At 55.0% G+C, this 13322-nt stretch carries 13 protein-coding genes and 1 pseudogene; 8 read left to right on the forward strand and 6 right to left on the reverse strand.

Going from position 1 to position 13322, the window contains the following annotated elements; translation table 11 throughout:
- On the reverse strand, nucleotides 1–1265 hold a 1265-nt coding region (locus tag FD34_RS04760), incomplete at its 3' end, for a cation:dicarboxylate symporter family transporter (protein WP_057807333.1).
- A gap of 217 nt (nucleotides 1266–1482) precedes the next feature.
- Between FD34_RS04760 and FD34_RS04765 the strand changes: the two are divergent.
- Together FD34_RS04765 and FD34_RS04770 are read left to right on the forward strand one after the other, a co-directional pair.
- Nucleotides 1483–3053, forward strand: a pseudogene (locus tag FD34_RS04765) (amidohydrolase).
- 18 nt (nucleotides 3054–3071) lie between these two features.
- A complete protein-coding gene (locus tag FD34_RS04770; RefSeq protein WP_057807279.1) occupies nucleotides 3072–3689 on the forward strand; it encodes a DedA family protein in 618 nt (205 codons plus the stop codon).
- 52 nt (nucleotides 3690–3741) lie between these two features.
- Here the strand turns inward: FD34_RS04770 and FD34_RS04775 are convergent, their stop codons facing one another.
- From FD34_RS04775 to FD34_RS04785, 3 genes are read right to left on the reverse strand one after another with little or no spacing between them, the layout of a single operon-like run.
- Nucleotides 3742–4734: a LacI family DNA-binding transcriptional regulator gene (locus FD34_RS04775; protein ID WP_057807281.1), complete on the reverse strand. Its 993-nt coding sequence runs from the start codon at nucleotides 4732–4734 to the stop codon at nucleotides 3742–3744.
- Nucleotides 4735–4789: 55 nt separating this feature from the next.
- The gene (locus FD34_RS04780; protein WP_057807283.1) at nucleotides 4790–6238 is read right to left on the reverse strand and encodes a UDP-glucose--hexose-1-phosphate uridylyltransferase; all 1449 of its coding nucleotides are present in this window, start codon (nucleotides 6236–6238) and stop codon (nucleotides 4790–4792) included.
- A 39-nt stretch (nucleotides 6239–6277) separates the two neighbouring features.
- Nucleotides 6278–7456, reverse strand: a complete 1179-nt coding sequence (locus FD34_RS04785) for a galactokinase (RefSeq protein ID WP_057807285.1) — start codon at nucleotides 7454–7456, stop codon at nucleotides 6278–6280.
- A 218-nt stretch (nucleotides 7457–7674) separates the two neighbouring features.
- Between FD34_RS04785 and FD34_RS04790 the strand changes: the two genes are divergently transcribed.
- From FD34_RS04790 to FD34_RS04810, 5 genes are all read left to right on the forward strand, one after another.
- Nucleotides 7675–8640 (forward strand): SGNH/GDSL hydrolase family protein, encoded by a 966-nt coding sequence (locus FD34_RS04790; RefSeq protein WP_057807286.1) that lies wholly within the window; start codon nucleotides 7675–7677, stop codon nucleotides 8638–8640.
- 39 nt (nucleotides 8641–8679) lie between these two features.
- Nucleotides 8680–9471, forward strand: a complete 792-nt coding sequence (locus FD34_RS04795) for a tyrosine-protein phosphatase (protein ID WP_057807288.1) — start codon at nucleotides 8680–8682, stop codon at nucleotides 9469–9471.
- 14 nt (nucleotides 9472–9485) lie between these two features.
- On the forward strand, nucleotides 9486–9992 hold the full coding sequence (locus FD34_RS04800; RefSeq protein ID WP_057807290.1) for a YbhB/YbcL family Raf kinase inhibitor-like protein: 507 nt from the start codon (nucleotides 9486–9488) through the stop codon (nucleotides 9990–9992).
- A 14-nt stretch (nucleotides 9993–10006) separates the two neighbouring features.
- Nucleotides 10007–10231 (forward strand): hypothetical protein, encoded by a 225-nt coding sequence (locus FD34_RS04805; RefSeq protein ID WP_057807293.1) that lies wholly within the window; start codon nucleotides 10007–10009, stop codon nucleotides 10229–10231.
- 176 nt (nucleotides 10232–10407) lie between these two features.
- Nucleotides 10408–11136 carry a dimethylarginine dimethylaminohydrolase family protein gene (locus tag FD34_RS04810; RefSeq protein ID WP_235805988.1) on the forward strand — a complete coding sequence of 243 codons (729 nt, stop codon included), beginning with the start codon at nucleotides 10408–10410 and terminating at the stop codon, nucleotides 11134–11136.
- A gap of 75 nt (nucleotides 11137–11211) precedes the next feature.
- On the opposite strand, the gene FD34_RS04815 is transcribed toward FD34_RS04810, so the two are convergent.
- The gene (locus tag FD34_RS04815) at nucleotides 11212–11544 is read right to left on the reverse strand and encodes a hypothetical protein (protein WP_057807295.1); all 333 of its coding nucleotides are present in this window, start codon (nucleotides 11542–11544) and stop codon (nucleotides 11212–11214) included.
- Between the two features lie 17 nt (nucleotides 11545–11561).
- The gene (locus FD34_RS04820; protein WP_057807297.1) at nucleotides 11562–12713 is read right to left on the reverse strand and encodes a hypothetical protein; all 1152 of its coding nucleotides are present in this window, start codon (nucleotides 12711–12713) and stop codon (nucleotides 11562–11564) included.
- Nucleotides 12714–12804: 91 nt separating this feature from the next.
- Here FD34_RS04820 and greA point away from each other — a divergent pair, with 91 nt between their 5' ends.
- Nucleotides 12805–13308 carry a transcription elongation factor GreA gene (gene greA / locus FD34_RS04825; protein ID WP_057807299.1) on the forward strand — a complete coding sequence of 168 codons (504 nt, stop codon included), beginning with the start codon at nucleotides 12805–12807 and terminating at the stop codon, nucleotides 13306–13308.
- Nucleotides 13309–13322: the final 14 nt, after the last annotated feature.

Raw genomic sequence — 13322 nt, forward strand, 5'->3', positions numbered from 1 at the left:
TTATCGAGGTATTCATTGTACTGCTGGCGGTTCAGTTCACCTTCGGACTCCCCGATGACCAAAGTGGCAATCGAGTTACCGACCACGTTGACGGCGGTTCGGCCCATGTCGACGAAACGGTCGATTCCGGCAATGAAAGTCAAACCAGCCATCGGCACCCCAATCGTGGAGACACTGGCTAGTAGGACCACGAAGGAGGCGCCGGGAACCCCGGCCATCCCCTTACTGGTGATCATCAGGACGATCAACAGGGTAACCTGGTGCGCCAGGGACAGGTGCAACCCGTACGCCTGGGCAAGGAAGATGGCGGCCAGCGACTGGTAGATCGCCGAGCCATCCAGGTTGAAGGTGTACCCCGTTGGGATGACGAAGGAAGTAATGCCCTTGTTGACCCCCATCTCGTGGGTCTTGCGCATCAGCCGTGGCAGGGTCACCTCGGAGCTCGCCGTGGTGAAGGCCAGGACGATTTCGTCTAGGATGACATGCATCGTTTTCCAGTAGCGCAGGTGGAAGATATGGGCGGTGATCCCAAGAATGACGATAATGAAGATCAGCATCGTTACGTAGGCGATCAGGATGAAATAGCCCAGTGGCAGCAGGGCGCTCAACCCCATCTCGGCGATCGTCATCCCGATCAGGCCAAAGACCCCGACCGGAGCAAACTTCATCACCCAGTTGGTGACCTTGAACATGACCTCGGCCACCCCGTTTAAGACATCGATCAGGATCTTGGCCTTCTCGCCGACCGCGGCAATCCCGAGCCCAAAGAGAACGGAGAACAGGATCACCGGCATCATGTCACCGTCGGCCATCGACTTAAAGATGTTCGTCGGGATGATCGACAAGATGAGCGGCCAGAAGCCACTGTTGTGCTCAGCCGTCTTGGCGGTCGCCATGTACTTGGAGATGTCCGTCCCGTGCAGGTCATGAACATTAATGAAGCTCCCCGGGTGAGTCACGTTGGCCATGGCAATCCCAAGAATCAGGGCAATGGTAGTCAGAACCTCAAAGTAGATCAGGGTCTTACCCCCGATCCGGCCCAGCTTCTTGATGTCACCGATGTTGGCAATCCCCACCGTCAGGCAGGAAACGACGATCGGCATCACAATCATTTGAATCAGGCGAATAAAGATGGTCCCAAGGCTCTGCATCACGACGATGGCCCCCTGGTTATGGTAGAAGATCACCCCACAGATGATCCCCAGTACCAGCCCAATCATAATCTGCCAGCCCATGCTGAGCCGACTAAAGCGATAGTGTTTCACTTTTCATCCAACCTCTCAGATAGTCTTGTTCTACTTTAGCATATTTTCTGCTAAATTTGGCGAAATTTTAATAATTTAACGTCAGAATCCGAACAGCCAGCCTATGGATTCCGTCCCCATTCACTTTTTAATTTAAACAGGTGAAAGCGGTTTACATGGGGTGAAAGTCAGGTAGGATAATACTTAGAGAATATTTATTAGGAAATGGGGTTCTACTATGTTAACAACCTATGTTAATGGCAAGATTTTTATCGGTACCGATGAGCAGACTTTTGCCAACACGATGATCATTGAGGATGGTAAGGTTAAACAGATTGGCGACGACCTGACGCCCGCCGGTGAGGTAGTCGACCTGGGTAGCCAGACCGTCCTCCCCGGCCTGATCGACTGCCACACCCACCCGAAGTATATTGCCGATGCGCTTCACGGTACCGCCTGCACGCCACCTAACGTCAACAGTATCAAGGAGATGCAGGCTGCCCTCCGTCAGTCGCCAAGCTACGGTCAGGGGCCGGATACTTGGATCGAGGGCTGGGGCTTTGACGAGACCAAGCTTGCAGAACACCGCAGCCCGAACCGGGACGACCTCGACGCCGTCTCTACCGACCAGCCGATCTTCATCTACCGGTCATACTGTCACTCATCCGTCGGTAATTCCAAGGCCCTAGAGTTGGCAGGGATCGACGAGAATACACCCAACCCGGTCGGCGGCAAAATCGAACGGTTCGCGGATGGACGGCCAACCGGCTTTATGCGGGAGGTTGCAGCGACCCAGCTCCTAATCCGTGCCAAGTCCGCCCAGAGCTATCAGACTGACCTGACAAATATGGTCAACAGCTCCAAGCACTACCTGGCAAACGGCCTGGTCGCCATCGGTGAGATGATGGGGCGGATGAAACCCTACACGACCCTGAAACTGTATCAGGACAGTGTTAAGGAGGGATTTTCCCCGAAAGCCTCCATCTACTACGTCTTTGACGAACTCGCCCCGGACCAGCCCCTGCACCCGAGTGGCGACCAACAGCTCCGGGTGGCCGGGATCAAGGTCTTCATGGACGGCAGCATCTCCGGGGAGACCGCCTTTAATAACCCTACCCATCCGGTAAGATGGGCGTCAGTCTGACCAGCGTTGCCAAGCTCAAGCGGGCAGTTGCCTTCGCCCGGCAGAACAAGCTGCAGATTGCCATCCACGCGATGGGCAACGCCGCCATTCAGCGGGTCATCGACGTCACCAAGGACCTCCACCCCTGGCTCGACGGAATGCCATCTGTCCGGATCGAACACGCCTCACTGATGACCGACGCGATGTTTGACGAGATTGACGCCAGCCCGATGAACTATGCCCTGGTCACCCAGCCGATCTTCTACTTTGCCGAGGATGAATCCTACCGCAATTACCTCTCTCCGGCCCAGTTCAAGACCGCTTACCGGGTTAAGACAATGCGCAACTCCAACGCCCTTCTCGGCCTGAGCTCTGACGCCCCTTGTACGCCCTGGGCTGAGCCTGACAGTCCCTTCTATAGTATTTATGCCGCCGTTACTCGGAAGGCCGCTAACGGCGACGTGGTGAACGCTGACGAGGCGATCACGGTTCCCCAGGCCGTCCTCGGCTACACCCGTGACGCTGCCAAAATTGGTGGCTTCACCAACAACGGAACCCTGACGGCTGGCAAGGACGCCGATTTCGTAATTTTGAATAAAGATATCTTTACGGTCTCGCCCGCGGACTTACAAAATGTTAAGGTAAGTGAGACATGGATTGGTGGACACCGCGTCTACCAAAATTAACCGTAACAGGAGTTTTACATGGACGCTTGGATCACCTCACTAATTGATCAGTTTGGCTACCTGGCAATCGCCCTGCTGATCGCCCTGGAAAACATCTTTCCGCCCCTGCCCTCAGAGATCATCCTGACGATGAGCGGCTTTTTGGCAACGAAGACCTCCCTGACAATCGCCGGTACCGTTATCAGCGCCACCCTTGGCTCCCTGATCGGCGCCCTGGTCCTCTACGCAATCGGCCGTCAGTTGACCGTACAACGCCTTGGCGCCCTTCTCAAGCGGCGCCCCTTCCAATTGCTCGGCTTCAAGGCCGACGACGCCTACCGGGCGGTCCGGTGGTTCAACCGCCATGGTACTAGCGGAATCCTCTACGGCCGCTGCATCCCCGTGGTCCGCAGCCTGATCTCGATTCCAGCCGGGATTGCCAAGACCCCGCTGGGCAAGTTCTGCCTGCTAACCACGATCGGTAGTGCCATCTGGAACACCATCCTGGTTGGTCTCGGCGCCTGGGTTGGCGACTCCTGGGCGACGATCGTCCAGATCTTTGACGATTACACCACGTTTGCCATCATCGTCATGGCCCTGGTTGGCTGCTACCTGGCCTATCGCTGGTATCTGACGCGGATCAAGAATAAGAACTGATTAGACGCAAAAAGCCCGCCTGCACGAAATTGTGCAGGCGGGCTTTCCCTGTTTAACGCGTTGTTTGCCGCTTGATCAGGTGGGTACCAACGACGGTCTTGCATGGATCGTTATCAGGATTTCGTAGTCGTTTGATCATCATGTCGATCGCCGAATGCGCCATCTCATCGGTGGCAACGTGAACCGCGGACATGCTTGGGTAGACGTACTTGACCAAGGCAGTATCGTTGAAGCTGATCAACGCCAGGCGGCTTGGAATCTTGATCTTAGCCTCCTGAACCGCCTTGAGGGCCCCGACCGCCATCGAGTCATTCGCAATGAAGATCCCGTGCGGTAGGCGGTCGCCCAGGTCAGCAATGGCCTTCTTCATCACCTGATAGCCGGACATCGAGGTGTAGTTGCCGGCAAAGATATACTCGGGATGATAGAGGCCCCGCTGGCGCAGGTCACTCTCAAAGTAGAAACGCCGCAGGTCGGGCACGGTTTCATTATCGGTTGTCGTCTCGGTCCCCGCTAGCATACTGATGTCTTTGATTCCCTCGGCACAGAACTCGCTGATTACCGACCGGACTGCGTTCTCGAAGTCCGGCACCAGGCAGTCATAGCCAGCGGCCAGGCTGTCGTAATCAACAAAGACGATATTCGGGGTCACCAGACGAAACTTCTCGACCTGGCTGTCGCTGAACTTACCAATGGCAATGATCCCGGTGACGTCTTGGGGGATGTCCTCCATGTTGTTCTGGTAGATCGGCACGGTCTGCAGGCCCCGCTGCTGGGCGGAACGCTCGATCTCCATACGGATTGCCATGTAGTAGAGGTCGTCGAGCTCCTGGGTCAGGGAATACCATTGGACGACCGCGATTTTCTGGGTACGGTTACTCTGGGAGCGCTTGTGCTTGGTGTAGTTGAAGCGCTCCGCCGTGTCCAGCACCCGTTGCCGCGTCTTTTCATTCACGGAAAGGGTCGTATCATTATTAAGAATCCGTGAAACGGTGGCAATCGAGACCCCCGCCTTATTTGCAATATCACGCAGTGTAACTGCCATTCTTAACATGCCTCCCCTTTCCGAAAATTAACAGAAATAATTTTACCAGCTTTTACTATAATTTTTCAATGAATCTGGACCAGCCGGCCTGACCAGCTGCATCATCCTTGAAGACCCCAGCGTTTTCGAGAACGTTGGCGAAGATGTTGGCCAGTTCCTGTTCCATGACCTCATCAACGTTGTCCTCGGTGATGCTCATCTTGGCCTGGACCTCCTTGGCCCATGGCAGATGGCTGTCGGCAATCTCGTTGTCGAGACCGAGCCAGAACTTCTTAACTTCGGCCAATTCACTCTTCAGCCGGGCCGGCAGGATTGCCCGCCCCATGACCTCGATCAGGCCGATGTTTTCCTTCTTGATGTGCCACAGCTTTTCGTGTGGGTGGAAGATCCCCAGTGGGTACTGATTGGAAGTGTTGTTATCCCGCAATACCAGGTCGAGGACGAATCGGTCACCGTCGCGGTGCATGATCGGCGTCACAGTGTGATGACGGGTATCGCCATCAAAGGCCTTGATATCCAAGCTCTCGTCGCTGTAGTGGTCCCAAACGTCAATAATGTGGGTCCCCAGGTCGATCAGTTGGGCTGTGTTGGCGCTGGTCAGGCGGATATCGCTCATTGGCCAGTTGACGATCCCGGCCTCAACGTCGGGGTAATCCTTGAACTCCAGCGACTTCTTGATGGCCGCCTTCATCATCGGGAAGCTGTGCCGGCCACCCTGATAGTGTTCGTGAGCCAGCATGGAACCCCCGACAATCGGCAAGTCAGCGTTACTCCCGACGAAGTAAGCCGGCAGCTGCTTTTCGATCTCAACCAGGTTGACCAGGGTCTGCCGGTTGATCTGCATTGGTTCGTGCTTGCTGTCCAGGAAGATGCAGTGCTCGTTGAAGTAGGCGTATGGCGAGTACTGGAAGCCCCACTTGTGGCCGCCAATCATCATCCGAATGATCCGGTGGTTGCTCCGGGCCGCCTGGCCGAGCCGGCCCTTGTAACCCTCGTTCTCCATGCAGAGGGCACACTGTGGGTACTTCTTCTTGGTATCATGAGCCGCTGCCGCAATCGCCTTAGGATCCTTCTCCGGCTTCGACAGGTTAATGGTGATCTCCAGGTTACCGTACTTGGTTGGCTTGTCAAAGACCACGTTCTTCTTGATGGCGGCAACCTTGACGTAGTCGTTGCTCGTACACAGGTTGTAGAACCAGTTCGTGGCCGTGTCTGGTGACTGCTGGTACTTCTCCCAGAACTCGTGGTTGACGACAGACGGACGAGGCGTCATCAGGTCATAGAGTTGGTCGTTTAAGATTTCGCGTTCCGTCTGACCTTCCTCGATCTTGCCCCGCTTAACTGCCAGATCAACCAGTTGACTGACCAGTGGCTGACCGTCTTGTGCTTCAACATCTTCGTCACCAACAAAGCCGCGAATCTTGTTCAAGACGTAGATTCGGTCAAGCGGCTCGTAAGCACCGCTGGCGATTACCTTGTCGGCATATGCTTCCATTAACTTCATTATCTCGTTCCCCCACTAAAACTATGTTCACGCATTAAATTAGAGCTTGTGTGGCCCGTCAACAACTTCGGCGTCATAGAAGCTGGCGTCATAACCGATCTTGTCACGGTAGATCTTGCCAATATTCTTCTTGAAGTTATCGGCTTCAGACTTCTTGACGATTGCGATTGCGGAACCGGCGAAACCACCGCCGACCATCCGGGCACCAAGGCAGCCTGGTTGTTCCCAAGCGTTTTCAGCCAGGGTATCCAGTTCCTTACCGGTGACCTCGTAGTCGTACTTCAGTGAAACGTGGGATGCATTGATCAGGCGGCCAAGTTCCTCCAGGTCACCCTTCTCCATGGCATCGATGGCCTTCTTGGTCCGTTCGTTTTCACTAACCGCGTGACGGGCCCGACGAATCAGGGTGTCGTCGTTGATCAGGTAGGTGTATTGATCGAAGGTGTCGAGGTCAATCTCGCCCAGCTTGTTGATATTGAGCTTCTTGCTCAGGCGCTTGACGGCCTCTTCACATTCCTGAACCCGTTCATTGTACTTGGAGCCAGCCAGGGAGTGGGTCTTGTTGGTGCTCATGATAACGATCTCGTAGTCCCCGAGTTCCAGTGGCAGGTACTTGTATTCCAGGGTATTGCAGTCGAGGTAGATGGCGTTATCCTTCTTGCCCATGCCGACCGCAAACTGGTCCATGATCCCGGAGTTCAGGCCCACGAAGTCGTTTTCCGTCTTTTGACCGAGCTTAACCAGGTCGATCTCGTCGATGTCGAGGTCGAATTCTTCCTTGAGGATGTTCCCCATCAACATTTCGATTGAGGCTGATGAAGACAGGCCAGAACCGTATGGCAGGTAACCGTGAATGTAGAAGTTGAAGCCGTGGTCAATCTTGTAACCGCGTTGCTTCAGGTAAACCAACATCCCCTTGAAGTAGTTAACCCACTTCTCGTCCTTGGCGGTCTGTGGTTGATCATCATTGATATCGAAGGTGATGATCTTACTGTTTTCTTCCTTAGCCGAGTTGGCAGAGTAAATGGCAACCGTCGTGTCCTCACGTGGGCCATAGACACCATAGGTACCGATACTAATAGCACACGGGAACACGTGACCACCGTTGTAGTCGGTGTGTTCACCAATCACATTGATTCGGCCTGGTGAGAAGAAGACGTCTTTGCCATTTTCGTTGAAGACCTTTTTATATTCGTCTAAGAATTGTTGCTTATCCATCACAATAACCTCCATACTTCAATCCATTAAAATCATGAAAAAAGTGTAGTAAACTTTTACTAAATCTAATTTAGTCTTATTTACCCGATTTGTCAATAAGCGCTTTCATATTTGTTGGATAAACTTTGCGAGCGCTTACGTGAAATGCTGATTGGCTAAGGATGCCGAACCTTTGATCATGACCATGCTAAACTAGGAATATCCAAGGAGGAAATATCATGCGTACCTATCTACCAGCTCAATTATTACCACTCGCCCAGCGAACCGGCCGTTGGACAATCAAAAAGGACAGGGATGACCCAGTCCTCTACACCACTAACCTGGGAAGCTACCTACGCTGCCGGGTCACCGGCACCAGCCAGCTTGTCTTCACCATCAGTAACCGCCATTCCCCACTCGGCCCCGGTCAAGTCTACGCCGTCCGGGTCGATGACCAGCCCTGGCGACGGTTTGCGGCCCAGCCGGGGAAAATCGGTTTGTCCCTCACCCCAGGGGTCCATACCGTGGAGATCATGGCCGCCGGCAACACCGACCTGGATGCAGTTTGGTCTGGTAAGCAGGGCTTCGGCATTCGCTCCCTAGCCATGGACGATGGCGGTACGCTGGCAGCCATGCCGGGCCGCCCGGTAATTGACTTCATCGGGGACTCGATTACTGCCGGCTGCTGGGTGGCTGGGCGCCACGCCGCATTGGACTACCGACCGGAAAGTAACTACGCCGCTATCTGTGCCGATATGCTGGGGGCGGACAGTGTCCGGATTGCCTACTCAGCTGGTGGGGTGCTCCGACCCGCCACCGGGGGCGTCCCCGTCGCCAGCACCTTCCTGCGTCGGATCGACCAGGAGACCGTCTGGACACCCAATCATCCCCAGCTGGTGGTGGTTAACCTCGGTGTCAACGACCGGCGCTACCCACTACCCCAATTTGTGAAGGCTTATGATCGTTTTATTCACCAGGTCACCACAACCTTTCCCGGTGCCACGGTTGATCTGCTGGTGCCGTTTAGTCAGCACTTCCGGGATCAAATCACCACCATCGGTCACCACTACCGGCTCCGGGTGATCGATACAACCGGCTGGTGTCCCTCCTCCACCGACGGCCTCCATCCAGACCAGGCCGGCACCACCATTGCGGGCCACCACCTGGCCCAGGCAATTGCCCCCGACCTGGCCAAAAAGGTATAGAATAGAAACAAGCTAACAAAACCATGGAGGAGGATCCAAATGCCAAATCGATTACTCAACATCAAGGACGGTCACAACTTCCGTGACCTTGGTGGCTACCAGACTGAAGACGGGCGGACCGTCAAGTGGCGCCAACTGCTGCGGACCGGTTCCCTAGCCAACCTCAGCGACAAGGACCTAAACACCTTGGCTCAGATCCCAGTTACCGTAGACATTGACCTGCGTGGTCAGGCCGAGGTTCAGCAAATGCCGGACCGGGTGCCAGAGAGTGCGACCTACTACCACCTGCCCGTGTTTGCCGAAGACGAGACGGACGCCTCACACAGTAACGAGGAGATTGCCAAGCGAATGCAGGACCCCGGCAACGGCTACCGCCACATGCTGACGGTCTACTCACGGATGGTCATCATTCCGAGTGCCAAGAAGGCCTTCCGGCAGCTGTTTGACCGCCTGCTCGCCAACTCAGATGGGGCCACTATCTTCCATTGCACCGCCGGTAAGGACCGGACCGGGATGGCTGCATTCCTGATTCTCAGCGCCCTGGGTGTTCCACGTGAAACGATCCTTAAGGACTACCTGCTGACCAACGAGTTGACCGCGGACTTTCGTGAAGGCTGGTTGGCCCAGATGAAAGCTACGATGCCCCAGACGCCAGCCACCGATACCCTGATCAACAACCGTCGTGACCTGGCCTCGGTCAACGCCGATTACCTGGGCACGGCGATCACTGCCATCGACGACCAGTACGGCGACATCCAACATTATTTGCGTGACTACCTGGGACTCAGCGATGATGAGCAACAGCAATTGCGCGAGCGTTACCTAGAATAAGGAGGAATTATCCAATGAAGATTTCAGTACCACTCAAGGACGGTCTGCTCGCCGACGAATACGGTAAGTACGCTCCGGCATCGGCAATGCTGGCCGGCCACCCGATCAAGTCATTTCCAATCACCGTCACCGGCCTACCCGTCGGCACCAAGTCGCTGGCCCTGACCCTGGTCGACTACGACTCGACGCCAGTCTGTGGTTTCACCTGGATCCACTGGCTGGCCGCTAACATCCCCGTCAACCTAGCTAAACTGCCGGCCAACGCCAGCCGGGATTTGGCCGACCAGTTTGTCCAGGGACGCAACAGTAACGCCGGTGCCCTGGTCAATGGTGACCCCCAGATCATCACCGGCTACGTGGGCCCCCAGCCACCGGACCAGACCCATAATTACACACTGCGGGTCTACGCCCTCGACACCGTCCTTCCATTGGAAAACGGCTACTGGCTAAACGAATTTATCCATGCGGCTCACGGTCACGTCCTCGATCATGGTAAAATAGATTTACCAAGTCGTGCATAAGGAAGTGAATCAGAATGGAAACAAGAATCTTCTTCAACCCTGGTGACTCCATCGCCAACATCCATGACTACAATGAAGCCGTCCGGAAGGGTCAGATCTTCAAGCGGGAACGGCGCAACGATGACCTGGTCATCGCCAAGGGCCCCGATGATGAGGAGTATGCCATCTTCTACGCCAAGGACGCCGCCCAACAGCCCGGCGCTGGCCAGAAGCCTTATCAGATCAAGCATAAGCTTTAAAATGAGCACCAAAAGGGAGCCGCTGAGCAAATCATTGCCAGTGGCTCCCTTTTTGACGTATTGAACTTGGAATAGGGTAATTGTATACTAAAGACAGTTGGTGAGAACGTTTTCATGTGAAGGAAGGTTTTTTATATGCTATTCACTAAGGCAATTGTTCGAACACCCCCAAGAGCGTGATTAATGGTATCGATGACTATGCCAATGAGGGGAAGCCGGACTGCCAGTTAGCCCTCAAGGAGCACCACGACTATGTCGCCACACTCACTAAGCTGGGCGTCGCCGTCACCACCCTAAAACCACTGGAGGACTACCCAGACTCCTGCTTCGTTGAGGACCCGGCGGTGGTCTTTGATGACTTCGCCGTGATCACTAACCCTGCCCGCAGCACCCGACAGAAGGAACGCGAACTCATCAGGCCCGCTATCGAGCACTTCTACGCTGACAAACAGATCTTTGCGATCACCAGCACCGGAACTCTGGAGGATGGTGACGTGATGCCGGTCGACAATGACCTCATCTACGTGGGCCGCTCCGCCCGGACAAACCAGGCTGGGATCGACCAGTTCACCAAGATTGCTGCTAAGTTTGGCAAAACCGTCAAGATGGTGCCCGTTAAGCAGGTCCTCCACCTCAAGACCGGCACCACCTACATGGGCAACAACAAGCTCCTGGTTTCCGGCGAGTACATCGACAGCCCCTACTTCAAAGACTTCGACCAGCTCCCAGCCGGCGAGGACTACGCCGTCAACTGCATCAACACCGGCAATGGTGTGATCATGCCGGCCGGCTTTCCCGGGGTCAAGGGGCTTCTAACTGACAACGGCTTCACTACCCCACGAGGTCAACATGTCCGAATTCAGCAAGATCGACGGTGGCCTGACCTGCTTGTCACTACGTTTTAACTAAAGCCAACCACACCTGAACAAATAAAATGACATCGGATAAATCTGTGGATTTATCCGGTGTCATTTTTACTTTTAGCGACCGCCTACCAACTTGGTGACCGCATCATCAAAGTGTAGCATCATGTTGTCGGGGCTGGCGGTAAACTCCTCCACGAAGGTATCCTTTATGGGTGCCACCCGGCCGACCTGCTTGCCCATGATGTCATAGATTACCAGGTCACGGCCTTGGTCATCCCACTTGACATCGTCATAGTGACCATCCAAGGCCTCATCCATCAATGCCTGCAGGGTGTCCTTGACGGCATTACGAATGATCTCCTCCTTGGTCACGTGTTCACCATGCTTCTGGCGATCCAGGAGCTGAACCTCAACCTCGGTCATACTCTGCGGAATCTGAATACTCATTGCCGTCTGCTTCCTTTCTACTTACGGTGCCGCTTCTTACGAGCCTTCTTGCTGAACTTAATGCCCCGCGGTGCCCGGTGATGGGTAATCTCACCGCGATCTGCCACTGTTAACTGGGCCCGACGCCGGGCCGCCTCCTGCCGCTTGACCAGCTGTTGATGTTCGTAATCGCGCCATGGATTAAGCAGGGTCCGCATGAAGGCGGCCACCTCGTCCCGGTGGTCATCCATCCAGGCCTCCGCCGTCTTGACGTCGTCCGTGTTGATTCCGTTGCTGTTGATAAAGGACAGCATCAGCTGGGTCTCCCGCTCCTTGCGTGAAAGAGAGGCCAGCATCTCCTCGGAGTTTTGCATATTGGCGATTGCCTTCAGGCCGACCTTGTACTGGTCCATTGCGATCACACCGGTCCGCTTCAGGTAGTCAAACAAAGCCTGAGCGGTCGGGACGATGTTCTTGATCTGCTTAGGCGTGATGTCTGGATCCAGGGGCATCATCATCCCCAGCACCCGTTGCAAGTCCGCAAAGACCCACTCACCAGGATATTGATTGAACTCCTGGTGCATCAGGGTCAGAAACTCAGTCACCACGTACTGTTGCTCGCCCAGGCTGAGCGATTGGTGTTGAAACTCCGCTGCTGCCGGCATGGCATCCTTAACCTGGCTGATCAGCTGGGCTAATTTTTCTGCGGTCCAGGTGGTCGGCTTGACGGCCGCCGTCTGTGACTTGACCTCTGCAGCTGGTGCAGATTCCGCACCCTTCTTGGCCGCTACCGGTTGTTTCGCCGCATCCTGCTTGCTAGCTCCCCCGTGCAGCTGGGCCCAGGTCTGGTGGGCCTTCCGGCAGGCGTTCATGTTGGCCCGCTGGTCATCAATGGCCTGAGTAATCTCCTTCAGCTGGTCAACGCCAAGGAACTTTTGGTAGGCCTTTAACACCGGAGCGACCGCAATCCCAAATTGATTGGTCAGGGCCGGGTCCGCGATAAAGTCGCCAACCATGACGTCCTTAACCGCCTGGGGTGTCCACGCGGTGTCGGCCAAATGCTGCTCATTTTTCATCTGTTGGGTAAACCGGACTAAAATATCCTGAGCATGCTTCTGCTGGTTAGTAGATAGCTGATGATACGTGGACGAAGTGAGGAACTGATTAATGTGTTCTTCTTGCTCGTTCATTCTTTCAATTATCCTCCGTCTCGAAATTGGATTTTCCCTTACTATGATACCATAATTGTGAACTAACGAAGAAATAAAGGACTGATCAAGGATGCAACGCAAAAAGATTACTGAGGCAATGAAGCACGTCTACTTCCAGAAGATGACCCCCACTGGCTACCACGAGATCGAGCAGGAAATCACCGCCCTGCAGGCAAAACGACCGGCTAAGATCGCCCAGCTTAAGGCAGCCCGGGCCCTGGGTGATCTCTCGGAGAACACCGAATACAGCACGACCAAACGTGAACTCCGCCACCTGGAGAGTCGCCTGCGCTACCTCAACAAGCAGCTCCAGTACGCCCAGGTGGTCACACCGGCCGACGGGCAGACCGTTGACCTCGGCACCCGGGTGACCCTCCGTTTTGAAGACGACGATGCGGTCACCACCTACCAGGTCGTCGGCAAGATGGAGGCCGACCTGGCCAAGCAAAAGATTTCTTTTGACTCGCCACTAGGCCGGGCCATCCTCCACCACCGGACCGGGAAGACGGTCACCGTCCAGGCTCCCCAGTCCGCCTATCAGGTTGAAATCATCAAAATCCAGGCCGCCGATTAAAAAATATTTCCCCC

It is taken from the genome of Limosilactobacillus pontis DSM 8475, from assembly GCF_001435345.1.
Taxonomy (GTDB): Bacteria; Bacillota; Bacilli; order Lactobacillales; family Lactobacillaceae; genus Limosilactobacillus; species Limosilactobacillus pontis.

Excerpts from the sequence above, each read along its gene's own strand:
- FD34_RS04770 (WP_057807279.1), top strand. The coding sequence starts at position 3,072 with ATGGACGCTTGGATCACCTCACTAATTGATCAGTTTGGCTACCTGGCA.
- FD34_RS04775 (WP_057807281.1), bottom strand. The coding sequence starts at position 4,734 with ATGGCAGTTACACTGCGTGATATTGCAAATAAGGCGGGGGTCTCGATT.
- FD34_RS04780 (WP_057807283.1), bottom strand. The coding sequence starts at position 6,238 with ATGAAGTTAATGGAAGCATATGCCGACAAGGTAATCGCCAGCGGTGCT.
- FD34_RS04785 (WP_057807285.1), bottom strand. The coding sequence starts at position 7,456 with ATGGATAAGCAACAATTCTTAGACGAATATAAAAAGGTCTTCAACGAA.
- FD34_RS04790 (WP_057807286.1), top strand. The coding sequence starts at position 7,675 with ATGCGTACCTATCTACCAGCTCAATTATTACCACTCGCCCAGCGAACC.
- FD34_RS04795 (WP_057807288.1), top strand. The coding sequence starts at position 8,680 with ATGCCAAATCGATTACTCAACATCAAGGACGGTCACAACTTCCGTGAC.
- FD34_RS04800 (WP_057807290.1), top strand. The coding sequence starts at position 9,486 with ATGAAGATTTCAGTACCACTCAAGGACGGTCTGCTCGCCGACGAATAC.
- FD34_RS04805 (WP_057807293.1), top strand. The coding sequence starts at position 10,007 with ATGGAAACAAGAATCTTCTTCAACCCTGGTGACTCCATCGCCAACATC.
- FD34_RS04815 (WP_057807295.1), bottom strand. The coding sequence starts at position 11,544 with ATGAGTATTCAGATTCCGCAGAGTATGACCGAGGTTGAGGTTCAGCTC.
- FD34_RS04820 (WP_057807297.1), bottom strand. The coding sequence starts at position 12,713 with ATGAACGAGCAAGAAGAACACATTAATCAGTTCCTCACTTCGTCCACG.
- greA (WP_057807299.1), top strand. The coding sequence starts at position 12,805 with ATGCAACGCAAAAAGATTACTGAGGCAATGAAGCACGTCTACTTCCAG.